14 protein-coding genes and 1 pseudogene are annotated in these 26,194 nt (G+C 44.0%); 8 read left to right on the forward strand and 7 right to left on the reverse strand.

All coding sequences use genetic code 11. The features are described 5' to 3' along the window. Nucleotides 1-30: 30 nt before the first annotated feature. Entirely contained in the window at nucleotides 31-10,032 is a 10,002-nt protein-coding gene (locus MN210_RS12235; protein ID WP_241878713.1) for an ESPR-type extended signal peptide-containing protein, read from the reverse strand. A 951-nt stretch (nucleotides 10,033-10,983) separates the two neighbouring features. Next, entirely contained in the window at nucleotides 10,984-12,645 is a 1,662-nt protein-coding gene (gene ettA / locus MN210_RS12240; protein ID WP_241878714.1) for an energy-dependent translational throttle protein EttA, read from the reverse strand. 415 nt (nucleotides 12,646-13,060) lie between these two features. On the opposite strand from ettA, the gene MN210_RS12245 reads away from it, so the two are divergent. From MN210_RS12245 to MN210_RS12255, 3 genes are all read left to right on the forward strand, one after another. Further along, the gene (locus MN210_RS12245; RefSeq protein WP_241878715.1) at nucleotides 13,061-13,342 is read left to right on the forward strand and encodes a GNAT family N-acetyltransferase; all 282 of its coding nucleotides are present in this window, start codon (nucleotides 13,061-13,063) and stop codon (nucleotides 13,340-13,342) included. 155 nt (nucleotides 13,343-13,497) lie between these two features. After that, complete coding sequence (locus MN210_RS12250) at nucleotides 13,498-13,791, forward strand: 4a-hydroxytetrahydrobiopterin dehydratase (protein WP_011961456.1); 294 nt, start codon at nucleotides 13,498-13,500, stop codon at nucleotides 13,789-13,791. A gap of 121 nt (nucleotides 13,792-13,912) precedes the next feature. After that, nucleotides 13,913-14,626 (forward strand): metal-dependent hydrolase, encoded by a 714-nt coding sequence (locus tag MN210_RS12255; RefSeq protein WP_241878716.1) that lies wholly within the window; start codon nucleotides 13,913-13,915, stop codon nucleotides 14,624-14,626. Here the strand turns inward: MN210_RS12255 and MN210_RS12260 are convergent. Next, complete coding sequence (locus MN210_RS12260) at nucleotides 14,623-15,819, reverse strand: Lnb N-terminal periplasmic domain-containing protein (protein ID WP_110817145.1); 1,197 nt, start codon at nucleotides 15,817-15,819, stop codon at nucleotides 14,623-14,625. The genes MN210_RS12255 and MN210_RS12260 overlap by 4 nt on opposite strands. A gap of 183 nt (nucleotides 15,820-16,002) precedes the next feature. Here MN210_RS12260 and MN210_RS12265 point away from each other — a divergent pair, with 183 nt between their 5' ends. Beyond that, nucleotides 16,003-16,893: a CBS domain-containing protein gene (locus MN210_RS12265; protein ID WP_110817146.1), complete on the forward strand. Its 891-nt coding sequence runs from the start codon at nucleotides 16,003-16,005 to the stop codon at nucleotides 16,891-16,893. Next, on the forward strand, nucleotides 16,883-17,923 hold the full coding sequence (locus MN210_RS12270) for a patatin-like phospholipase family protein (RefSeq protein ID WP_338412286.1): 1,041 nt from the start codon (nucleotides 16,883-16,885) through the stop codon (nucleotides 17,921-17,923). The genes MN210_RS12265 and MN210_RS12270 overlap by 11 nt, the downstream gene beginning before the upstream one ends. 86 nt (nucleotides 17,924-18,009) lie before the next feature. Here MN210_RS12270 and MN210_RS12275 read toward each other — a convergent pair whose 3' ends face one another. Further along, nucleotides 18,010-18,582: a hypothetical protein gene (locus MN210_RS12275; protein WP_011961461.1), complete on the reverse strand. Its 573-nt coding sequence runs from the start codon at nucleotides 18,580-18,582 to the stop codon at nucleotides 18,010-18,012. Between the two features lie 298 nt (nucleotides 18,583-18,880). Between MN210_RS12275 and argA the strand changes: the two genes are divergently transcribed. After that, nucleotides 18,881-20,203, forward strand: a complete 1,323-nt coding sequence (argA, locus tag MN210_RS12280; RefSeq protein WP_011961462.1) for an amino-acid N-acetyltransferase — start codon at nucleotides 18,881-18,883, stop codon at nucleotides 20,201-20,203. 97 nt (nucleotides 20,204-20,300) lie between these two features. Here argA and bamJ read toward each other — a convergent pair whose 3' ends face one another. Further along, nucleotides 20,301-21,059, reverse strand: coding sequence for a BamJ family beta-barrel-assembly machinery protein (gene bamJ, locus MN210_RS12285; RefSeq protein ID WP_110817148.1), 759 nt, complete (start codon nucleotides 21,057-21,059; stop codon nucleotides 20,301-20,303). 648 nt (nucleotides 21,060-21,707) lie between these two features. Between bamJ and MN210_RS12290 the strand changes: the two genes are divergently transcribed. Both MN210_RS12290 and MN210_RS12295 read left to right on the forward strand, forming a co-directional pair. After that, on the forward strand, nucleotides 21,708-23,285 hold the full coding sequence (locus tag MN210_RS12290; protein WP_011961464.1) for a mechanosensitive ion channel: 1,578 nt from the start codon (nucleotides 21,708-21,710) through the stop codon (nucleotides 23,283-23,285). Nucleotides 23,286-23,473: 188 nt separating this feature from the next. After that, nucleotides 23,474-24,151 (forward strand): SDR family NAD(P)-dependent oxidoreductase, encoded by a 678-nt coding sequence (locus MN210_RS12295; protein ID WP_011961465.1) that lies wholly within the window; start codon nucleotides 23,474-23,476, stop codon nucleotides 24,149-24,151. Between the two features lie 62 nt (nucleotides 24,152-24,213). Here the strand turns inward: MN210_RS12295 and MN210_RS12300 are convergent. Continuing rightward, nucleotides 24,214-25,319 (reverse strand): annotated as a pseudogene (locus tag MN210_RS12300) (RNA-guided endonuclease InsQ/TnpB family protein). Nucleotides 25,320-25,519: 200 nt separating this feature from the next. Next, nucleotides 25,520-26,185 carry a 1-acyl-sn-glycerol-3-phosphate acyltransferase gene (locus tag MN210_RS12305; RefSeq protein ID WP_011961466.1) on the reverse strand — a complete coding sequence of 222 codons (666 nt, stop codon included), beginning with the start codon at nucleotides 26,183-26,185 and terminating at the stop codon, nucleotides 25,520-25,522. Between the last annotated feature and the right edge of the window lie 9 nt (nucleotides 26,186-26,194).

A 26,194-nucleotide genomic window follows, 5' to 3' on the forward strand; every position in this document is an offset into this window, starting at 1 on the left:
GTTTGTGAATACACATTCAATTAAGCGTGATTAAAAGTGGAAACCTGCACCTACTGCACCGCCGCCATTACCTTCTGTATCGGCACTACCACTGATCTTAAATACCCAGCGGCCATTATCCGATAATTTAGACAAACCAATAGCAACAGCACCTTGACCGTTATAAGAAGCCATACCACCGGTTACCATGCTTTTACCTGGTATATAGGCCTGCGGTAAAGCGGCCATTGCCATTGCAGAGGAGACACCTGCATTGGCATCATCTTCAACATCATCAATTTTGCTACTTAACTTGTAGCCTAAATTATTTAGTTGATTCACATTAACCGCATCCATTGGATCAACACCTGGCCCGACATTGGTTAATCGATTACCGCCGTTATTAAGCCCTTGTGCCGTTAATGCCACATCTGTACGGCCCTCACTATTAGCCGGTGCTTTAACCACAACACCTTCATTATTAATGGTAGTATTGCCAGCAGTGACCGTCTCTACTGTGATATTGTCTGCTAAGCCAACTTCAACGCCGCTTGTGCGTGTGGTAGTGGTAATGTTGCTATCACCTGTGACCGCTACCGTATCTCCAAGCTGATAGTTATTTGCAGTCACGCCATCACCTATATTCAGGCCTTTGTTGATGCTATTCGTATTGGCTTGGATATTCGTTTCATTAACAGCAACTTTGTCACCTATCTGTGAAATAGCTCCTGCATTTTGAGTGATATTGTTGGTATTGGCCGCAATATTACCCTCATTTGTTGTCACACGAGCATCAATTGCACCAGTTCTAGCATCGACACTATCCAACTGAGCTTTATTCACCGCATCATTTGGATTGGTGCCATTAGCGATGTTGGTGATTCTAGTACCACCAGCATTGATGCCTTCATTGTTGATGGTCACGGTATCACCAATAGTCGTACTGCCGGTGTTGACGTTACTCACTGTAATGTCATCGTTTAGCTCAACAGTGACATTGTTATTGCCGTCAGTGGTTGCCGTGAGATTATCATCACCTGTTACAGACTGAATGGCTGTGTCTGCCTTGGCAATACTGGCTTTGGTAGTGTCGCTTAAATCAACCGCAAAGTCAGTGTTACCATTCTCATCACGCTCACCAGCAGCAACAGTCACTGCATCTGAACCTGCACTAACACTTGAGCTATCGGCATTGACGACATAGGTCATTGCACCTGTTTCATCATCAGTAGTCGCGGCTACTGTCGTGTTACGACCAGCCTCAACTGTTGTTTTAGATGCTTTTGCAGCAGCAGCAACAGTATCTAATTGCTCTTTATTCACCGCATCATTTGGATTGGTACCGTTAGCGATGTTGGTGATTCTAGTACCACCAGCGTTGATACCTTCATTGTTGATTGTCACGGTATCACCAATCGTTGTACTGCCGGTGTTGACGTTACTTACTGTAATGTCATCGTTTAGCTCAACAATGACATTGTTATTGCCGTCAGTGGTTGCAGTGAGATTATCATCACCTGTTACAGACTGAATGGCTGTGTCTGCCTTGGCAATACTGGCTTTGGTAGTGTCACTTAAATCAACCGCAAAGTCTGTGTTGCCTTGCTCATCACGCTCACCAGCAGCAACGGTCACAGCTTCTGAGCCTGCACTAACACTTGAGCTATCGGCATTGACGACATAGGTCATTGCACCTGTTTCATCATCAGTAGTCGCGGCTACTGTCGTGTTACGACCAGCCTCAACTGTTGTTTTAGATGCTTTTGCAGCAGCAGCAACAGTATCTAATTGCTCTTTATTCACCGCATCATTTGGATTGGTACCGTTAGCGATGTTGGTGATTCTAGTACCACCAGCGTTGATACCTTCATTGTTGATTGTCACGGTATCACCAATCGTTGTACTGCCGGTGTTGACGTTACTTACTGTAATGTCATCGTTTAGCTCAACAATGACATTGTTATTGCCGTCAGTGGTTGCAGTGAGATTATCATCACCTGTTACAGACTGAATGGCTGTGTCTGCCTTGGCAATACTGGCTTTGGTAGTGTCACTTAAATCAACCGCAAAGTCTGTGTTGCCTTGCTCATCACGCTCACCAGCAGCAACGGTCACAGCTTCTGAGCCTGCACTAACACTTGAGCTATCGGCATTGACGACATAGGTCATTGCACCTGTTTCATCATCAGTAGTCGCGGCTACTGTCGTGTTACGACCAGCCTCAACTGTTGTTTTAGATGCTTTTGCAGCAGCAGCAACAGTATCTAATTGCTCTTTATTCACCGCATCATTTGGATTGGTACCGTTAGCGATGTTGGTGATTCTAGTACCACCAGCGTTGATACCTTCATTGTTGATTGTCACGGTATCACCAATCGTTGTACTGCCGGTGTTGACGTTACTTACTGTAATGTCATCGTTTAGCTCAACAATGACATTGTTATTACCGTCAGTGGTTGCCGTGAGATTATCAGCACCTGTTACAGACTGAATGGCTGTGTCTGCCTTGGCAATACTGGCTTTGGTAGTATCACTTAAATCAACCGCAAAGTCTGTGTTGCCTTGCTCATCACGCTCACCAGCAGCAACGGTCACAGCTTCTGAGCCTGCACTAACACTTGAGCTATCGGCATTCACGACATAGGTCATTGCACCTGTTTCATCATCAGTAGTCGCGGCTACTGTCGTGTTACGACCAGCCTCAACTGTTGTTTTAGATGCTTTTGCAGCAGCAGCAACAGTATCTAATTGCTCTTTATTTACCGCATCATTAGGGTTGGTACCATTAGCAACGTTAGTAATGGTGTTATTGCCGTTATCTAATCCGGTGTTGGTTAGACGAACAGGAGCATTAGGACCGTTATTAACCGTGATTCCTGAGTTGTCCATCACGGTATCACCAGCTGTCACAGTATTAGCAGTCACGGTGTTAAATGTCACATCATCAGCGGTGGCCACTTCAATACCGCCATTACCATCATCACTTAAAACGATGTTATCGCCTGTGACAAAATTGGCAGTGTTGTTGTCTTTATTAATGGTCTTAACATCGTTACCATCAATTTGAGTAACCACTGTTTGTAGGGCACTGTCAGCTCTATAAAGACTGTCTTGTGTCTGTGTTGTGAGCTCTACTTGATAGTCGGTGACATTGGTCTCTGCATTCGTGGTTGTTATCACATCCAAACTGTCTGATGACACACTAGCGTTCTGAGCGTTAACAGTATAAACCGTTTGACCGTTATCACCGGTGGAGGTAATAACGTCGGCTACATTGGTGCCACCAGCCACTTCTGTAGTAGCAGCAGCCACTTGTTCACCCAACTGACTCATATTCACCGCATCTGTTGGGTTAGTGCCTGCAGCGACGTTGGTGATCTTCGTATTACCAGCATTGATGCCCTCATTGTTAATCACAACAGGACCTGCGGTCATGCTATCAAAGACAACATCTGCTTTGGTGCCAACCGTGAACTGTCCACCTGTACTAGTGATTTCGATATTATCACCATTGATGAAGTCAACCGCATCACCTGGGTTAATCATCTCACCAGCATCACCATTGGCGCTAACAGTAAAGCCTGATTGGTTAATGGCATTGGCAATGTCACCTGCTGTAGCGAGCGCCGCTGGGGTATTTGCACTAATTGTGCCTATAGCAGCTGGCGTAAAACTGTCTGTCTCTACTGATACCTCATATACCTCTCCGCCAGAAGCATTTGGTGTATCAGATGCAGCCACTGTAATCGGGCCTGTACCAGTTACTGAAGTTTGACGAGCAATCGCCGCTTGAGTGTCATCGCTTAAGCTAATGTCATAGTTATCAATGCCCGCATTTTCAGCAGTACTGTCTGTCAAATTAGGGGTTACCGTTAATGAGCCATTACTTGAGGTAACCGTTGTATCTTCGGCATTAACGGTATAAACAGGATGACCTGACATATCATCACGAGTGACGGCAACATTGTTACCTGCTGTCACTTCACTTACATTAGCAGCGAGTTGAGCTACGTTGACCGCATCTGTAGCATTAGTACCTGCCGCCACATTGGTAATTTGACGGGTAATATTGTGCTGAGTGTTACCAACAGAGACAGCCGCTGCAGTCGATGTCCATGTGCTGCTAGACAAATCAATATTTTCTATATCAAGTGGGTTAACACCTGTAAAGCCTTCTGCTGTATTAGCCAGTGACCCTGCACCAAGTGCAATGCTTCCTGTTTGTGTGGCTTCAGCAACTGAACCAATCGCTACAGTATCTGATACTTCAGTGTCTGTCGCTCCTGCAAACGCACCCATTACAACATTGCGGTCACCTTGTAATGAACTCCCCGCAAGATAACCACTAATTAAGTTTTGTTCACCATTTAAATTTTGGCCTGCTTGGTAGCCTAATACAGCATTACCAGTTGACTCTCCATTAACACCAGCATTAAACCCACTACCATAACCAATAAAGGTATTTTCATTACCTTCTGCGCTATTGCCTGCATAGGTTCCTAATGCGGTGTTTTGATTACCTTCTGAAATCCAACCAGCACTGGTTCCCACATAGGTATTATCAGAGCCAGTAGCACGGTTACCCGCATAGCCACCTAGATAGCTGTTTTGACCTCCATCTGCACTAAACCCTGCATTGGTACCAATAAAGGTGTTTACTTCTCCCGTTGAGCGTGCGCCAGTATTTTGTGCACCAACAAAGGTGTTATAACGTCCCTCAGCTGCGCCGTTACCAGCTTGACGTCCTATGGCTAATACTGTTTCACCATTAGCTTGTGCACTACTGCCAATAGCGGTAGTGCGTTGTCCATTAGCCGAAGCATTATTACCAAGTGCCGTGCTGTCATTACCAATAGCGGATGACCAGTTGCCCACAGCTACTGTACGAACACCTGAAGCTTGAGCCTGAGCGCCAGCCGTAAGCGAACGGTTACCCGTAGCGCCTGCAGCTGTGCCGACACTACCTAAATTGGTTGCTGCATCTCCACCTGTATTATTACCATCTGCATTAACATGGAAGTAAGTTTGTCTATCAGAATTTTGCGCTAATTGCTCTAACTGACTAACATTCACAGCATCTGTAGCATTACTACCCGCCGCAACATTAGTGATGGTTTGGTTTGCGTTATCAAGACCGGTCGCTGTTAAGCTTGGTCCATTGGTAATACGCACGCCATCTGTGTTCATGACCGTATTACCTGTGGTAACACTGTTAAATGCGACATTAGGTGTCGTAGATAATTGGATAGCACCTGCGTCAGTCATCGCTAAGGCTAAGTTTTGACCAGCTTCAAGTGATAAGGTGTCACCCGCTGATATTTGAGCGCTGCCATCGCTTGCATCCACTTGGGTGTTTGTATTGGTGCCATTAGCCGTAAAGTACGCAGAGTTAATGGCATCAGCAACATTACCTGTAGTAGCAATGGTGGCGCCATCTGCTGCGGTTACCGTACCTGATGTTGGTGTGGCAGTAGTGACATTACCTGTGTTGACGCCCAGTTGGTTGTTAGTCGTATTAAGCGTATCGTCCGTATTGATAGTAACTTGATATTCTGCACCGCCAGAGGCATTTGGTGTATCAGATGCAGCCACTGTAATCGGGCCTGTACCAGTTACTGAAGTTTGACGAGCAATCGCCGCTTGAGTGTCATCGCTTAAGCTAATGTCATAGTTATCAATGCCCACATTTTCAGCAGTACTGTCTGTCAAATTAGGGGTTACCGTTAATGAGCCATTACTTGAGGTAACCGTTGTATCTTCGGCATTAACGGTATAAACAGGATGACCTGACGTATCATCACGAGTGACGGCAACATTGTTACCTGCTGTCACTTCACTTACATTAGCAGCAAGTTGAGCTACGTTGACCGCATCTGTAGCATTAGTGCCTGCTGCGACATTGGTAATTTGACGGGTAATATTGTCCTGAGTGTTACCAACAGAGACAGCCGCTGCAGTCGATGTCCATGTGCTACTTGTTAAGTCTGGTAGAGTGACACCTAAAGGATTCACACCTTGAATGCCACTATCTACATCTGCAGAAGAGTTAGCACCTAAAGCCACACTACTCTCAACGCTTGCCTGAGAGTCAGCACCAATAGTCACGGCATTACTAGCAGTTGCTGTGGCTGAGTCACCAATGGCAATCGTGTCATTAACAGTGGTATTGTCATTACCAATACTACGTCCTGCATTAAGACCAATTGCAATATTTGCACTGCCTGTTATATTGTTACCTGCTCCTGCACCAAGAGCTAGATTATCAGAACCATCAATATTTTGACCGGAACGCACACCTAAGGTTGAGTTGTCTGCACCGACTACATTCTGCCCAGACCAACGGCCCACCGCTGTATTTTGTGCACCTGTTACTCTGCGTCCTGCTTGCGAACCTAACGCTGTATTCCAGCTTCCCGTAACAGTAGAACCGGTTTGATAACCAACTGATACATTATTATGACCTGTATTATTGTTATTTGCCGTGCCTGAGCCGGCTTGCATCCCAACAGAGGTATTAGAATGGCCACTGGCGTAAGCACCTGCTAACGCACCGATATTTGTTTGTATATTACCGGTCGAATCTAGGCCACTTTGTGCGCCTACTGAAGTAACTAGAGTCCCATTTGCTTCACTTTGATAACCAGTAGCGACACTTTGTTGACCATTTGCATCTGATAAAAAACCAACAGCCACACTACTGTTGCCTGCAGACTCTGCAGCTAAGCCAAGTGCCATACTCTGAGCACCTGCTGCTGTCGCATATTGCCCTGCGCTTATAGATTGATTACCCGTTGCCCCGCCCGCTTCATTTACTTTGCCTGAGTTTGTATTTGCATTGCCTGTGCCTGCATTAGTACCGTCATTAACATGAAAGTAATTTTCAACATTCTGCACTGCTTCTAACTGACTGACATTTACAGCATCTGTAGCATTGTTACCAGCCGCCACATTAGTGATGGTTTGGTTTGCGCTATCAAGACCGGTCGCTGTTAAGCTTGGTCCATTGGTAATACGCACGCCATCTGTGTTCATGACCGTGTTGCCTGTAGTCACTGATGTAAACTCAGGCGTATCCGATAGTTGTATTTCTACTTGACCATCGGTAACTACTGTTCTCACGTTAGTCGTTGAATAGTCACCAACACCAACACCATCACCACCAACGATGTTAAGTGTTGATCCTAATGTTTGCTGAGTACCATCACCATTTGTATCGTTGTTGATATTACCGGTAAAGGTAAGCGGTGAGTTGGTTAGGTCGGTGACACCTGAAGCAACTACGCTAAGCTGATCTTCTGTGGCTGCCTGTCCTGATGTAAAGTTATTTGGATCAAAAGTGGTGTTATTTAAGCCACCTACCGTACCCGTCGTACCATCTACTGTAATTTGGTTCTGCTCAGTGTCTCCAATCGTTAAAGTATCAGCCAAACCAAAGCCAACTTCATTGTCACGAACCGTGGTAACGATGTTGCTGTCATCAGCGGTATAGGTAACTGTTTCTGATAACTGAATGTTGTCAGTGGCACCGTTGTCTGCATTGATATTAAGACCCGTGCTCGCATTATCTAATGTGGTTTGATCAGTGGTTGATAATTCTACTTGGTAATCAGTAACATCAGCATTAGCGCCTTCTGTAGGCGTAACCTCTAAACGATTTGATGATACGGTGGCGCTTTGTGCATTCACCGTGTACTCAGTACCCTCCTCAGCATTAGCACTTTCAGTGATGCTAACATTGTTACCTGCAGTCACGGTGTTATTGCGTTGTCCCGCTTCGATGGCCTCTTGCGTCGCCTGACTTAAGCTAATGTCATAGTTATCAATGCCCGCATTTTCAGCAGTACTGTCTGTCAAATTAGGGGTTACTATTAATGAGCCATTGTTTGAAGTAACTGTCGTATCTTCAGCATTAATAGTATAAACAGGATGACCTGACGTATCGTCACGAGTAACGGCAACATTGTCGCCTGCTGTCACTTCTGACACATTGGCTTGTAACTGTGCCACGTTTACTGCATCTGTAGCATTGGTGCCTGCTGCTACACTCGTGATTTGTCGAGTAATACTTTCATTATTATTTACGTCACCTACTGATACTGCTGCTGCTGTGGATGTCCAAGTAGAGCTTGCTAAATCAACATTTTGGGTTACGCTTAAAGGATTGACACCTTCCACACCCCTATTAACTGTAGTCACAGACTGCGAACCTAAAGCCACTGAGTCAGCTAAAGTAGCAGATGATCTGTTGCCAATAGCTACTGAACGTGAAGCTTCTGCTCTCGCACCAATGTTAGTATTATTGTAGCCTCCACCAATAGCTACTGCACCAGAACCCTCTGCAATAGCAGAGCTTCTTGTACCTGCACTTTCATTATAATTACCCCCACCTATAGCCGTAGCACCTGAGCCAGTAGAAGAGGCTGCTCGGCCTATTGATGTAGAATAAGTAGTATTAGCAATGGTGTCTGCGCCAATAGCAATAGTGTTGTCATTAATAGACTGAGCCGCCTCACCAATGGCAATACTGTTAGCACCTGTAGAGTTAGTACCTTCACCAAAGGCTAATGATCCGCCATTGGTTGCTGTCGCATTTCTGCCAATAGCAACACTAAACTCTCCGTCTGCCGATGCATCTCGACCTGCTGCCAAAGCACCTTCACCCGTCGCACCTGCCGCTGTACCCATAGCAATACTGTTATTGCCATCCGCTGACGCACCGACGCCTGAGGCTATCGCATTGGTGCCGGTCGCACCATCATTATTATAGTTAGCTGCTGTCTCATCATCATTATTCACGCTATAGAAATGAACAGGGTCACCGCCGCCTATAACTGTCAAGGCGCCACCTACAACATCAATGGTAGTGCCATCCACGGCTACGTCATACTGCACATTGGTGACGCCATTTGTTTCTGTTGATACATTAGCAGTAGTGGCATCTCCATTGTTAAACCGTATCGCTTCAGTTGGAGTAACTGTGCCCTGCACCGTACCCGCATTATCTTGAACATCAAACCCTTCGTTCACATAATTATTTAAATTGGTTAGTGCTGTACCAACATTATTGGCTGGTGTAGCATTATAATTACTACCCGTTGCTGCATTTGTTACGTTATAAGTCGGTGCGGTAAACGTACCGTTAGGATTTAGTGTGGCGTTACCGCCTAAGGCACTAACTGTATCTCCTGCCAAATTACCAAGATTATCCGCTACTGAATACAGTTGACTGCCGTTAATCGCATCGGTGCTATTTGCTGTTACTGTACCAGGTGCGACGTTTTTGATTTGACGTTCATTTCCTACAGAACCTACAGAGACCTGATCGCCAGCAGCAACACCGCTGCTACCTGCAAACCCATCGTAAGTTTGGGCATTTACTGTCGCTGAACTAGCACTTGTCGCTGCATTGGCAGTAGTGGCGCCTTGTCCTAGTGCTACCGACCCTTCGCGTCTAGCCTCTGCATCAGTTCCTATTGCCACAGCATCTGCTGCCGTTACCTCTGTTGAGTAACCAATCGCTGTAGAACGTGTCCCTGTGACTCTAGAGCCAGTACCTAAGACTGTACCACCGACAAGACCAGTATCTACATAGTTGCCATAACCTATAGCAATACCTGCTTGTCCACCTTGAACAATTGTTCTGTTGCCAATAGCGATGGCCTGATTACCACCTATATCTGTATTTCTATTATTAACTCCTGTTGCGGTGGGCAGCCCGCCATTGCCTCGTGTCTGATCATTACCTGCTACTACCACACCTGATCTATAAGCAGAATATTCGCCACCGGGTGTACCAGTATTAGGGTTCCCACAAACTGCATTTGTATCACCTCTACAGCCTACTGTGCTTCCATTTATTTCAGCCGCCATAACAGGACTGTTAACCACTAAGAGGGCCATTGCTAACGATGAAAACTTAAATATCCCCGCTGCGATAAAAGACGGTTTGCTTACTGAGCCATGACTCTTTTTCCCTTGTCCCTTGGCATACTCTGCTACGGCGGTAAATGTACCTGTGGCTTTGTTGAAGATAACTTTATAAATGTGGTTCATATGGCTTTTCCTTGGAGGGTATGGGATGAAATATGCTATATAAGATAAGGCGGGCTGTGGAAGGATACTTTAGTCTTTTATTGATTAGAAAAAACATATAATTTATACACTTTATTTAATCAATAAGAGTGACATCGCTTATATAAGCACCATAGAGCTCCAAATTAACCTGTTGAATGTTTACCATCTTTTGTTAAAAGTCGCAGGTTTAGTGTTATGGTCACGGGCTTCGTCTTGTTTAATATCTAATAGCTTGCTTGTGAATAATTATCTTTATCAATCAAATAAAATTGATTGATAATTTGAATAAACTTGATCGCAATCTCAGTGCCTTAAATATCCTGGTTTATGGTTTAAAAAAAGGATAAATAGAGATCACCAGATAAAGATATCTTGATAGTGATTCCGCCGTGATTAGAGTCAGGTTGATGTCATTGTGCTTTGCACAGTACGAGGGGTATTATTTTGATATAAATTGGGACGACCACATTCCAGAAGATTGTGGTAATTTTAAAGGAAAAATTAAGGGTTAAGTTAACGTAATATTACTTCTACTTCTTCCATTAAGCATAATTCATTTCAATTTTGTAGCATTGAATAGCTCACTTGCTAACTATTTTATTACGTATATTAACTAAACAGATATGTAGAATTACTATAGTACAATAAATATTACATACTTTCATTATTTTTGTACGAACTTTATTTCAATAAGTCTGCCACCCAAACTCTAAAAAATGACCATTAATATTGTAAATAAAAATAATGTTATTTATTAATAACCTGCCTAAAATATTAAAAGCTGTATGTATAAGTAGGTACCATATTTATCCTCTAAAATCGCTATTTGCTATCTATAGCCCAGATAAAAACAACCCAGATAAAAAAATAGGGCATAACTGAAATTTCAGTTATGCCCTATTATTGTTTTATAGATGCCGACGTTTAACGTTAGCCGCTAATCTTCTTGTACTTCATACGCTTAGGACCAGCATCATCACCTAAAGTCTTCTTGCGATACGCTTCGTACTCTGAATAGTTACCGTCATACCATACGGGACCTTCTGGCTCAAACGCCAAGATATGGGTTGCGATACGGTCAAGGAACCAGCGGTCATGCGATACGACCAATACGGTACCTGGGAATACTTGAATCGCGTCTTCTAGGGCACGTAAGGTTTCTACGTCCAAGTCGTTCGATGGCTCATCCAGTAAGATAACGTTGGCGCCCTGCTTTAGCGTTTTTGCTAATTGCAGACGGTTACGCTCACCACCAGACAGGTTACCTACCAGCTTTTGCTGATCTTGACCTTTGAAGTTAAAGCGGCCAATGTACGCACGGCTTGGGGTTTCATAGTCGCCTACTTTAATGATGTCTAAGCCGTCTGATACTTCTTCCCACACCGTTTTGTTATCATCAAGGTTATCACGAACCTGACCCACATAGGCCACGCTCACACTTTCACCTAAATCAACTGAACCCGTGTCTGGCTTATCAAGACCGGTCATCATGTTAAACAAAGTGGTCTTACCAGCACCGTTAGGGCCAATGATACCGACGATGGCCGCTGGTGGTACGTTAAAGCTTAGGTTTTCGTACAATAGACGATCACCGAAAGATTTTGAGATGTTATTCACCTCAATTACTTTGTTACCTAAACGAGGACCTGGTGGAATATAAATCTCTGAGGTCTCGTTACGCTGCTGGAATTCTTTTGAGTTTAGCTCTTCAAAGCGCTGGATACGAGACTTAGATTTGGCCTGTTGACCTTTTTGGTTTTTACGCACCCACTCAAGCTCTTTTTTCAGTGCTTTAGCAAAAGACTCTTCTTGCTTCTGCTGTTCTTCTAGACGCTTGTTCTTCTGCTCTAGCCACTCAGTGTAGTTACCTTCATAGGGATAGCCATAACCGCGGTCAAGCTCTAAAATCCACTCGGCCACGTTATCCAGGAAGTATCTATCGTGGGTAATGGCAACGATGGTACCACTAAAGTTCTTCAAGAACTGCTCTAGCCACGCCACAGACTCTGCGTCCAAGTGGTTAGTCGGTTCATCAAGCAGTAACATGTCAGGGCGAGATAGCAACAGACGACACAGTGCCACACGGCGCTTTTCACCACCCGATAGTTTGCTTACATCGGCATCCCAAGGTGGCAGACGTAGTGCGTCGGCGGCTTTTTCAAGCTGGGTATTTAAGTTATGCGCATCCCAAGCCTGAATGATGTCTTCCATCTTACCTTGCTCTTCAGCCAGCTTATCGAAGTCGGCATCGGGGGCGGCATATTCTGCATAAATCTCATCCAGACGGGTCAGCGCATCTAACGCCTCACGCATACCATCTTCAACGTTACCGCGTACATCTTTGCTGTCATCTAGCTGTGGCTCTTGAGGCAGGTAACCAATCTTTGTACCGGGCTGCGCACGAGCTTCACCACTATAATCGGTGTCCACGCCAGCCATAATGCGTAGCAGTGTTGATTTACCCGCACCGTTAATGCCTAAAACGCCAATTTTTGCGCCAGGAAAGAAAGACAAGCTAATGTCTTTTAGAATTTCACGTTTTGGCGGAACAAGTTTTGATACCTTGTTCATGGTATAAATATATTGTGCCATTAAGACTCCATTATCAGGGTTAGGTCTGATTAAAAATCAAATAAAAAAGCAATTAGAAATCGAATATACGGTTAAGCAGCATTATCGCATATTGGCCTACAGTTATCATCTTATGTTGTGGTTTTCCTGCTATTGTATGGCTTTTTCATAGCTATTATCAGCCTATTGCCACAAACGGGGGCCTATTTACGTTATCACCCAAAAGCTATAACAATACACTGCATGAATTGTAGCGCTTTATGCTAAAGTAATCATTAAGAGTCAGCCCTTATCATTTGGACATCTTACTTAGAGTTTGCGCTCTAAATACCCCCCAACACTTTAGTAATCTGTGAGTAATAAAACTTATAAATCGGTCTATTACTTATTTAAGGGCTTAACTGTTCTACCTTAACCATTTATTAGGGAGTCGTTTATGACACAAGCTATCGATATCACTCATAACACCGCTGAAAACCGTTTTGAAACCACAATTGATGGTCATACAGGATTTATCAGCTATCAAGATCAAGGCGATGCCATTGTATATGACCACACTATCGTGCCATCAGAGCTTGGTGGTAAAGGCGTGGGGTCGGCGCTGGTGAAGCATGCCCTAGACTATGCCCGTACTGAGAACAAAAAAGTAGTGCCACAGTGCTCATTCGTAGCCTCCTATATTAACAAACATGAGGCGTACCAAGACCTGGTAAAATAGCCATAAAAACCAAGGTGGTTTATAAAAAAATATAAGCAATAATACACACTTAGGCATTACAATTCCCATAAAGCAAATATAATATACTAGAGGCTGTTTTGCAGTGCTCTGGTGTATTATTATAGGGGTATCTTTGACTTATTTAGGAGGGCTTTATGAGCCATCTCACCGACTCTCAAGTAGAGCTGCAATTGCAAGATTTAGAAGGCTGGGTTAAAGAAGGTAATGCTATCGTCAAGACCTTTATTTTCCATGATTTTGTCGAGGCGATGAGCTTTATGGTTCAAGCCGCTTTTCGCGCCCAAGAGCTCGAGCATCATCCTGAATGGACCAATATTTATAATGAGGTCCACGTGCGTTTGACTACCCATGACTTAAACGGTATTTCAAGCCATGATATTCGTCTGGCCAAGCGTATGGAGCAAATATTGCAGCAAAAAACCTTTTAATTTCACTGAGCAAAGCTCTTAGAGATTAATGGTTTAACCCTCTGTTTGCATAGGTAGCGGTTGCGTAATCAACAGCTACCTATTTTTTATCACCCTCTTTTGATTGATAGGCTAATATTCTGTGGCAAATTTTAAAACCCACCTTACTGGCGGCTTTGCAGTCAGTGGGGTTTTGGGCTTGATTACTTATAAAGCAGGCTTGGTAGATGCTCAGCAGTTCTTAATGTGTGTGTTGGCAGGCACGGTGGGCGGCCTGCTGCCTGATATCGACTCTGACAACTCCACGCCAATTAAAATGGGCTTTGACTTTGTGTCACTGGCGACTGCCTTTGCGTTGGTGATTCACTGGCGCAGTGAGCTGTCGCTGGTTTCAATGATACTGTTATGGCTGGCAGGCTATGGCTTTGTGCGCTATGGGGTTTTTGCTATTTTCACCCGTTTGACGGTGCATCGCGGTATTATCCACTCGGTTCCTTATATGCTGGTATTGGCACTGGGGCTGACGTGTCTGAACTTTTATATCTTTGATATACCCGCCATTATTAGCTGGTTTTATGGATCCTTTTTATTGTTAGGCTCACTGGTACATTTGGGCTTAGATGAAGCGTATAGCGTTGACTTATTAAACCGTCGTCTGAAGCGCTCATCGGGTACAGCCATGAAGTTTTATCAAGACTCTCAGCGCTATTATTATCTGGGGCTATATACTATTTTATTGATATTTATTTTCATCTCCCCGCCTTTTGAGCCGTTTTTTGAAAAACTTACCGACCCCATCACTTGGTGGGTATTAAAAGATGAGATATTACCTCAGGTACTTATGCGTAATATTTAGTCTGCCTTGGCCACTAAAGCTGGCTGCGGTATCTGTTGACGGATTTGCTTTGAGTAGCTGTCTGCGCTTTGATTGTTCTCAACGCTAAAGTGTGCCACCTTGGGATTGATATGCGCCGCTTTATACCATTGCTCAATACGCCAATTCTCTGTCTGCCTAGGCAATAGGTGTTGGTCATAAAGGTAATTTGGCACATAGCCGGACATCAAGATGCGATAATCCCAAGGAAAGTCCCTACCATCAATGGCACGTGCCATATCAAATATGACCGTGGTACAGTTACGAATGAGAGTGTTATACCAGATGGGCTGCTGCTGTAGCTGCTTGACCTGCTGCAAATAGGCCTTAAACAGCGCTTGCATCTGCGCTTTGCTCATCCCCTCAATAGGCAACAGATATACTTGCTCACCGCGTACATTGGTACGGGTATAAATAATATCGCGCTCTTCTGCGGCCACTACGGCCATTTCAAATTGTTTTACAAATCCGCCAAACGCTGAGAATGACTCACTTTCTTCTTTACGTATTTCAATAGAGAAGCTCAGTGGCCGCTCATCTTCAAAGCGAAAACTTAGCAAAGTGTGCGCTATTTGCTCACCCATCCAGTACGAGTTGACAATATCTACCCCGCTCAGCTTGTCTAAATCTACCGTACGCTCGCTCCAGCGCTCGGTGGCGACTACTTCCTTTGTGTCATCGCTGGCCACTTTATAATAATAAGGCGCCTCAGGCTGCGGTAGAGGCTGAGTGCCTGTGCTTCGTACCCAATCAAAGTTACGCACATTATGCAAGGTAATCAGATTGGGGTTTTGGGGATCTTGGGTAAACTGTAGCACTTGACTCACCTCTGGCATCCAGTGTCTATCCTGCTTAGGTGGCAACCAAACAAACCACATCAAAAGCATCAGCCACAGCGTCCACAGTAGAGCCAGCTGTTTTTGCCAGTGCAGCGCTTGCTGCCAATACGACTTTAAAGTTAACCCAACGCCCACACCAAGCACCAGCAGTATAATTACTCGCAGACCCCCTAGGGGCACCAAATGTATCCACAGCACCAAGCCTGCCCATAATGCAGCCAGTAGCACCGCCAGAGTTACGCCTGCTTTTATGAGCGGTGAAATACGTGCCTGCGGGGGCTTAACCACAAGCTGTTTGGTCAGATTAGCAGTATGAGAGGGGTTGATTTTGGTCATAAGTGGGAGGCGTCCAAAGGCTAGGTTTGCCGTAAGTTTATTTTAGTGTCCGTAACTTAGCAAATAAGCTCACAGGGATAATACAAAATAGACGAGAAAATAGTAGCCTTGGGCGTTGAATATAAATGCACCTTGGGATAAAGTGAGAGCAACTAAATAACCATACGAGGTGATACTCCCCCCATGTCTGATGACAATTCTGGCACAACCAGCTGGTCCATGCGCGGCTTAAAGCGCTGGCTTCATACTGCCCCCGAAACCCGGGACGAGCTGATAAAATTGGTCCAAAACTCACGCCAGTTTTTAGAAGCCGATACCGTAGATATGCTGGAAGGGGTGCTTGACCTACCCGCCACGCAAGTTCGTGAGATTATGACCCCGCGTCCTCAAGTCGAGGGAGTTCGTGAACATGATACCCTAGGCGATATTATGGACATGATCATGGAGACCAGTCATTCACGCTATCCGGTGTTTGACAGTCAAGATGATGATGCCGTCATTGGTATCTTATTGGCCAAAGACCTAATTCCTTTGCTGGTCAACATGATTCGTCAAGATGAAGATGCAGATACTTCTTTTCGCCTAAAGTCATTGATCCGTCAACCTTTATATATCAGCGAAACCGCACGCTCTGACACGCTGTTGCGCTCACTACAGCGTACTCAAGTGCACATGGCTGTTGTGGTCGATGAGTTTGGTAACATGGTGGGCGTGGTCACGATGGAGGACTTGCTCGAAGAAATCGTCGGTGACATTGTTGATGAGCACGATGACTTTGAAGAAGACAGTGACATCAATAACATCATTCCTCACCCCGAAAAACCCAATACTTGGATTGTTCAGGCCTCAACCCTCATTGAAGACTGCAATGAAGAGCTAAATGCTAATTTTGATGACACCGACGTTGATACCATGGGCGGGCTAGTCATGCAGGAGCTGGGCTATGTGGGCGACTTAGAAGGTGAAAGCGTGACTACTCAAGGCTGGCACATCTCCATCATTGATGTGGAAGGACGCTTTATCAAACTGCTTGAATTAACCCCCGTGGCTGAAGACTTATACAATGAGGACTAGAGCTGGCTTGCCTTTTAATGGCCAAAAGACCGGCTTAACCTGTGTAGCGGTCATGGCCTCTACGCTGCTGTTGAGCGCTTGTCATACCTCATCTGTCGCTTCTGGCAAATCTGGCCAACATGTAGCGACGTCTACTGCCTCTGCCCCAACCATCGCTTTGGTATTAGGTGGCGGCGGCGCTAAGGGATTTGCTCATGTAGGTGTGATTAAAGCTTTGGAGGCCAATAACATTCACCCAAACTTGGTGGTAGGCACCAGCGTCGGTAGCTTTGTGGGCAGTCTTTATGCCAGTGGTAAATCTGCTGCCGAACTTGAGCGCATTGCCCGCACTACTGCAGACAGCGAGCTGACCGACTTTACCTTAGCTTATCAAGGTATCATCGAGGGCAACAAGCTGCGTGATTTTGTCAATCTACAGGTCAATAATCAGCCCATTGAAGCCTTTCCCATTCGCTTTGGCGCAGTGGCGGCTGAAAAGCACAGCTTAGCTAAGACCGCATTTACCCAAGGTGAAGCTGGACTTGCTGTACAGGCCTCAAGTAGTGTCCCTAATGTATTTATTGCTCCCCGTATTCCTGATCCTAAGACGTCAGGCATCGTGGGTAAAAAATATATCGACGGCGGGGTGGTCAGTATCGTACCCGTGGATAGCGCCAAAGCACTGGGTGCAGATATTGTAATTGCGGTGGATCTACAAATAAATAAAAATAAAAACACCTCTCCATCGGGTATCAAAGATGCCAACCGCAGTCTGTGGTCATTAATTGAACAAGGCTATAATAGCTATCTTAATAGCAGTGCTAAAGACTCAGCCACTCAAGCTTACCGTCAACACTATGCGGCGATTAATGAGGCAGAAATAGGCCGTGCTGATGTGGTCATTCGCCCTGATGTAGCGACTATCAGTGCCATTACCACCTTAGATCGCGAAAAAGCCATTGCTGCTGGCGCTGCTGCCACCGAGCAAAACTTGCCAGCCATCCGCGCAGCGATTGCTAAGGCTCACGTGCAATATCGGCTCAATAATTGACACGCAATCTTTGCCATTGAATAAGCCCAAATTGAAAAACCCACTATCATATTGATAGTGGGCTTTTTTTATACAATAAACTGTGTTTATTTTACGATGGCGCGATATTTAACCACCGCAGTTTCATTAATACCCAAGCCTTCTATGGTCCAGCGTAAGTTCTTATAGTACTCAAGTGGCACATCTTGCATTTGGCCATTAATACTACCACGCAGTGGCATATGACTAAAGTTGGTGCCATCGATACTGGCAGAGGCTGTATCGGGTGATACTTGACCGACGAGCTTCACCTCTTCTGGAATAGTCATGGTCACATCCATTTTACGCATACGGTCTTTACCGGTGTTGGTAAAATAGCTGTGGTACTCAATCACATTGCCTTTTTGTAGGCGAGTATTGGCATCAATAGGCTTCAAAGTAGGCTGACCTTGAGCATCCACACTAACTAAGGCGGCCACAGTCTTAGACACAACTTGATTGGCCTGGGTAGCTTGCATGGCGGCGGCATTGGCTTGATTGCTTGGGCTGCTCATTTCAGGCTCTGGTGTGGGTAACATAGCTTGAGCGCTTACGCTACCTGCCAATAGCATTGAGCCAATGGCCATACTGCCGGCAAGCTTTGTGACCAATTTAGAGGAAGTTGATGCATAAAATTTCATAAAATACGTATCCTTTTGAAGTGGGGTGATAAACAAGGGTTAAATAAAGTCAGCCATTAGGTAGTAAGCGCCGCAGTGTCTTTGCTGTTGTTATTATCTTTATGATTTAAAAATACTGCAAACTTACAGTATAAGGACATAAATCGATAGTATGCGACAAATTCACGTAATTATCTGTATTAAGTCAGTTGCCTCAGTCTTACACCTAAAATAAAGATAGCCCAAGTTGGCATTTTTTGCTATCGTAAAAGCGTTTATTTCATTCCCTTATGCCTTAAGCCTATTGTGATATTTTCATATGATTGATACTGCTATGCCAAAAATAACGCCAGACTATGTTCATTGGTTTCGAAACTCAGCTCCTTATATCAATACCCATAGAGGCAAAACGTTCGTCATTATGTTTGGCGGCGAAGCTGTAAACCATCCTAATTTTAGCAATCTTATTCATGACTTTGCGTTACTGCACAGTCTAGGTATTAACTTAGTCTTAGTGCATGGTGCACGGCCCCAGATTGAGAAGAACTTAGATAAATTGGGTATAGACTCTCCACTACATAAAGACATTCGAGTCACGCCGCGCGAAGCCATGCCCGCCATTTTAGAAGCTGTGGGTGCGATTCGCTTACAGATCGAAGCTCAGCTTTCGATGGGCCTTGCCAACTCCCCCATGTATGGCTCACGCATCGATGCTGTCTCAGGCAACTTCGTTACTGCCAGACCTTATGGTGTCCGTGATGGCGTTGATTATCAAATGACCGGCGAAGTGCGCTCCATTGATGTTGAAGCCATCAAAAACAATCTTATTCACAATCATATCGTCATCCTAGGCTCAATGGGCTACTCGGCCACCGGCGAAGTATTTAACTTACTTGGAGAAGATGTGGCGCTTAAAGCGGCCGTTGCACTCAATGCCGATAAGCTGATTTTCTTAGGTAATGAGACGGGAATTAATGAAGAGGGTCGTTTGCTACACGCTATGATCCCTAATGAAGTGGACCGCTTCTTACGTGATCGTGACTTGGACCGTGAGATTTATTACTTCTTATACTGCGCCGCTCAAGCTTGTCGTGCCGGTATCCACCGTACACACATCATCTCGTATGCTGAAGATGGGGCACTGCTAGAGGAGCTGTTTACTCGTGATGGCTCAGGCACACTCATTAGCCATGACCCTTATGAAGAGATTCGCCGTGCCACCATTGATGATGTGGTAGGCTTAATTGAGCTGCTCTCCCCTCTTGAGGAACAAGGCATTTTAGTCCAGCGTTCACGTGAGCGCTTAGAGCAGGAGATTGAGCTGTATAGTGTGATCGAGCGCGATGGTATGATCTTGGGCTGCGCAGCCTTGCATCCCTTAGATGACGAGTCAGCAGAAGTGGCGTCCATTGCCATTCACCCAGATTATCGTAATGGCAGTCGTGGTGCAGATTTGCTCGCCTTTTTAGAGCAGCAAGCTCGCAGTCATGGTCTGCACAACCTATTTGCGTTGACCACCCGTACCGCACACTGGTTTGTGGAGCAAGGTTTTATCGAAGTGAGCGCAGATCAATTGCCTGAGCCACGCCGCACCGCCTATCACAATGGTCGTAATTCAAAAGTATTCCAAAAAAGACTGTAGCACTATTTTGCTACGACTGTAGACCATAAAAAATACCTGCTAATTAGCAGGTATTTTTTTGATGATTTTTGAAATTGTCAAATCTGCCAATTATTAATTATTGTGCAGGCTGCTCAGGCATTTTTGGATTTACCTCAATCATCTGCACTTTAAAGATTAAAGTGCTGTTAGGATCGATGCCTGAGTTACCGGTTTCGCCATAAGCCAGATCAGCTGGGATATACAATTCATACTCACCGCCTTCTTTCATCAGCTCTAGACCTTCTGTGAAGCCAGGAATCATGCCTTCAACAGGGAATACTACCGGCTCACCGCGGTCATACGAGCTGTCAAATACTGTACCATCTAGCAATTTGCCTTCATAGTTAATTTTAACCATATCGCTGGCAGTTACTGATTTTCCAGTACCTGGCTTGATAACTTTATACTGTAATCCTGATTTGGTGGTTTGAACGCCTTCTTTTTTAGCATTTTCGGCTAAGAATTTGTCACCAGCGGCTTTATTAGTGACGGCGTCTTTTTTCATCTTTTCCATCATTTCAGTTTGTTTCTTTTCTTCGTACTTAGCCATGACCTCCTGCATTTGCTCTTTGGTCAAAGCTGCTTTTTTATCGCCATAAGCATCACGAAAGCCCATTTCGAAGGTATCGAGATTTAAGTCATTCAACGACTCTTTATAACTCTCTGCTGTGGCATAGCCAATGCTGTAGCCTACTTTTTCAAGCTCAGAGCTTTTTTCAGTTACGGTAGTGCTTGAGCTGCTTTGGTCAGCTTTGTTGCCATTATTAGCACAGCCAAAAGCTAAGGTGCTCACTAAAGCTACTGCTAAAAACTTAGGAACCATTACTTTTTTCATAAATAAACTCTATTGTTAATTAAAATTATTGTCTGCTAAATCTGGTTATTATTTATACGCTGTCAGCATCTACACAGGCCAAGGTGTCTTTAAGGGTTTAAACCAATAAGCCCCTCTAATTTTCATTGACTCACAAAGTTATGAGTCATTCGACATTTAGTGCTTCGCATAATAAAGTGCTTCGCATAATAATAGGCGTAATAATATCAAAAATGGCAATTAATCACCATATAACTAAGTTAACATGCTAAAGTATTGTATAGTAAATGTTAATAAATGCTAAATATGTCACACCTTCTCACATATATCTAAACTAATATTAAAAATAGCTATTTATTATTACTGGTTATTCCGATAAAGTGACATCGTAAGCTGTCACTTTTTTATAGTGAACGTAACTACTGACAGCTTCTTATCTAAGATATAGGTTAGTTTTTTTTAGAAATAAATTTAACTAAAGTAGTTAACCTAATTTTTGCAGCCTTAAGATTGTCAAAAATAAAATAAGTTATCTTATTGATTTTCTTATAAGTAGCAGATAAAAATACTATTAAACTGACCTTTTTAGATAGACAAACTTAAAAATACAAAAGTATATTAGGGTCATCTTTAGATCCACTTATTGAATTACATTACAGGAGAAACAGCATGGACAACATGTTTGTTTGGTTTAATAGCAATCTAGGCGGACCAATCGGCTCGATTATCGCAGCCATTTTGGTATTCGTTATTGGTTGGTTAATTGCTATGGCACTGGCTGGTGTTGTACGCAACTTACTGGCCCGTGTTAATTTAAACCAACGTATGAACACCTCAACAGGTAAAGCTTACGACCTTGAAAACATAATTTCTAAGGTCGTTTTTTGGTTTATCTTTTTAATGGCAATCTCAGGCGCATTAAGTATGTTGAGCCTAAATGCCATTTCAGCCCCATTTGCTAATATGATTGACAACGTACTGTCATTTATTCCCACCTTACTAGGCGCTGTGATTATTGGCGTGATTGGTTGGGTCGTGGCGACAGTGGCACGTACCGCTATCAACACCGCTTTATCTAAGACCACTCTTGATGAAAGACTAAGTGCACAAGCGGGCGTTCAACCTATGAGCAGCACCATTGCTGATATGGTTTACTGGGTTATCTTGCTGTTTGTACTCGTTATTGTATTAGGCCAGCTACAATTAGATGGCTTATTTGCCCCATTAACCAACATGCTAAATAAAGCAGTAAGTTACATCCCGAACCTATTTATGGCAGGTGTGGTGTTCTTTGTGGGTTATATCGTGGCAAAAATTGTCCGTGGTATCGTAACTAATATGGTTACCAGCTTAAACCTACAAGGTTTTGCTGAGAAAGCCGGTATTAGTAATAATCGTGAAAATAGCTTACCTAATATCGCCGGTTCATTGGCGTTCTTATTGGTCATTATTCCAACCACGATCATAGCTTTAGATGCCCTAAACATCGAAGTTATCTCGCGTCCAGCGACTAATATGCTGAACAAAATTATGAGCGCGCTGCCGAATGTCTTTACTGCAGCAGCCATTTTAATCATCACCTACTACATCATGAAAATGGTCGCGAATGTGGTTAAAGGCTTGCTTGAAAACACCACAGTTAATGCCCTGCCTGCCAAGGTTGGTCTAGACAGTGCTATGGGTAAAACCCAAGTTTCAGACCTTGTTGGCCATGCTATCATCTTCTTTGCTATGTTATTTGCAGGTATCTTAGCTGCAGACTTACTAGGCTTTGGGCAAATCAGTGGCATCATCACTATGTTCATTGCTTTTGGTGCTGACATTATCTTAGGCGCTGTTATTTTGTTCATCGGTTTCTGGTTAGCCAACATCATCGCTGGTGTGGTTGAGCGTTCTGATAAAGGATCACAATTTTTAGCCAATATCGTTCGTGTTCTTATCATGGGCCTTGTGCTTGCGATGGGTCTAAAAGCGATGGGGATTGCCGATTCTATTGTTAACCTTGCCTTTGGTCTTACTTTGGGTGCTGTGGCTGTTGCCTTTGCCCTATCGTTCGGTCTTGGTGGTCAAGAGGCTGCTGCTCGCTTCTTACGTAAGCTACAAGACAAGGCAGAAACTGAAGCTGAAAAAGCGAAAGTTGAAAAAGCCATTGCTGATACTGCTAAACAGACAGATAAAGAGCCTTCAATCACTACTGTTTCAGGTGATGAGCCTTCAATTCCTAATGTGGATGTGGATAACAAATAACAGCTAACGACTAGCTGTCATTGTCTCTAATCTCAAAAAAGCAGCCTTTTATAGGCTGCTTTTTCTATGCCCCGAATAAGTGTAATTTTTACACTTTGCCAGCCTTATTATTGAAGGTTGCTATAAAGGCTAAATCTTGTCAAAATCATAAACACGAAAAACTTTTAAATAAAATAAGGCCAACTCTTATGAAGCGTTTTAATGATAAAGCCGTTATCGTGACTGGAGCTGATTCAAGCCTGGGCCGAGTCACTGCTATGAAACTGGCCAGAGAAGGCGCTAATGTGATCTTAGTAGGCAGTAACAGCAAGGTATTACAATATATAGCAGCAGACTTGCCAGAAGACCATACTTGGATCAATTCAGGCAATCACTTAGCCATTACCTATCGTCTAGACCAGGCCACACCGTCAGATGAGCTGGTTACTCACGTTTTACAAAAGTATCAAAAAATCGATGTTTTAATTAATATAAATACCTCGCTGCCTTTGGAGGGCAGCTTAGTGCAAGCGTTAGCCCAATCTAAAGGCAGTGTAGTTAATGTTGGCTTACTGTCGGACAATAGCAGTGAGTGGAGTCTTCACGATTATCAGCAACAAAACCATCAGCTAGCTGAAAACACTAAGCAGCTGGCATTAACGCACAGTACGAACGGTATACGTGTCAATGCGGTAAATGTAGGGCTAACAGCTGACGATCGTAATAGTCATGACAGCCGTCAGCTGTTTTTACAGCACAGTCCTTTAGGCGACCTTGTCAGCTTAGAGGACGCCTCTGAGGCCATTACTTTTTTAGCCAGTGAAGAGGCCCGTATGATTACTGGTGTCACCTTACCAGTCGATGGGGGATTAAGCTTAACCTATTAGATTATGCGTGATAAGTGAAGATAAGCAGTTGCTAGCTGTACAGCCTTGACTTCCTCCCCTCGCTAAACCGAGGGGATTCCTACAGCTAGACGGTCAAGCCCGACCGCAAGGATGTTCTTAGCAGCATTGATATCTCTATCATGCCATGTGCCACACTCAGCACACCTCCATCCTCTTATTCCAAGACCTGCTCTACCTTTTGGACTACTGTCACTTATTTGGCGGCAGTACGAGCAGGTCTGGGTAGTGTAACTCTCATTTACGATCTCAAGCTGACAACCTGCATGCTTGCATTTGTATTCCAGTTGTCGTTTAAGTTCAAACCATCCTGCATCGTATGTCGATTTAGCCATTTTGGTCTTTTTAGTTGTAAATGAGCGTGATTTAACATCACCGACCACAATTAAGGCATTACTCTGCACTAGCTTGGTGGTGAATTTATGAATTAAGTCTAATCTTGTATTTTTAATTTTGGCATGTATTGCTTTGACATGCTTCTTATTCTTAGCACGCTGGGCGACTGCTAATTTATTCGCCCATTTTTGCGTTTGCTTAATAGTCAGCTTGTCACCGTTTGATGTGGTAGCAGACTGCTTTAAGCCTAAGTCAATACCAACGCTGCCTTTGCCACTTGCTTGTCTAGGAAAATCTTTGACGGTAATACAGGCATACCAACGATTACGACTGTCTTGCACTATCTCAAGCGTGTTGATTTGATATAGGCTTAGATTATAGCTATCGAATACGTCTATGATAAGCTTTTGACCTTTACAGAGCGATAGCTGTATGGTTGATTTAAGTGCTTTTTTACCTGTTTGTCTGGTATGTAGATACTTTATGGCAGACTTTTTAAAAGGTATCCAACCTAAGCTTTTCGTTTGGCATCAGGACGATTGGTTAGCCAATTAAGTTTGGCTTTTTTAAACTGCTTACGAGATTTGGCATGAGTTTCGTTGATGGCTTGCAAAGTTTGCGAGTGTAAGCCTAAATACTCACCACTGTCTTTGGTGTATTGGCTTAAATCATAGGCCCAAAAGTACTTACCTGTGCGTCTTAAATGCTCAAAGCTTAACGCATTAACATAGTTCCACGCATAGTTAACACTCCCAGCTAGTTTGTTTAGCTGGTTTACGTGTTTGTCTTTGATGCGTAGCTTGAGTGTTTTCATAGGGTCAGTATGGCGAGGTTAATTTTAACTTGCAATACTTTAAGTACTGATCACGACAGTGTGTGTCGCCTTATATCCACCCCCTGAAGTGGGTGGTTTTACGGCGACCGGTGATAAAAAAACCGCTTTAATTGAACTGAACCCCAAATCTTGGACGGTTTAGTTCATAATAAGCGGTTTTTTATCATTAAAATTTACTGCTATTTGTTAATATCCTGCAGGGGTTTTGACATCTTCTCAGGGTGTTTGGGCACTACTCCTTTGTATTGCTCTACGATTTTGAGCACATCTTTTTCATAATCACCCGTGGTATAGACCGGCGTTAAGAAGCGAACCTCTTTGCTCTTATAGTCCATAGCGACTGGCACGATAGGAACCTGAGCACCATCGGCAATATAATAAAACCCAGTTTTCCAGCTATCGGTATAGTCTCGAGTACCTTCAGGTGATAATCCTAAGTACATCGATTTACTGGATTTTAACTTATGGATACTGGCCTGTAGCACCGTACCCTTTTTGCTGCGATCAATAGGAATAATACCCGCCCATTTAAAGAAGCTCGCCAATACTGGATACTTAAATAAACTGTCTTTTCCCATGATATTAATGTCTAAGTCTAACCCCAACACCAAAGGTATGGCGTATAGTCCATCAAAATTTGAGGTGTGCGGTAAAGCCAAAAAGACCGCCTTTGGTACATTAGGAATCTCACCGACTGCCCGCCAACCCATAAGTTTAAACAGAGCACGGGCAATAGGTGGTGCAACGCTTCCGCCACGCCTAGGTACCTTATCCCCTAGGTCTTTATGCGTCAGTCGCTTGAATTTAGCCACTGCTGTGTTTTTTGAAGTGTCAGTGTTAGACATTAAACTGCA

This window comes from Psychrobacter raelei, from assembly GCF_022631235.3.
GTDB classification, from domain to species: Bacteria; Pseudomonadota; Gammaproteobacteria; order Pseudomonadales; family Moraxellaceae; genus Psychrobacter; species Psychrobacter raelei.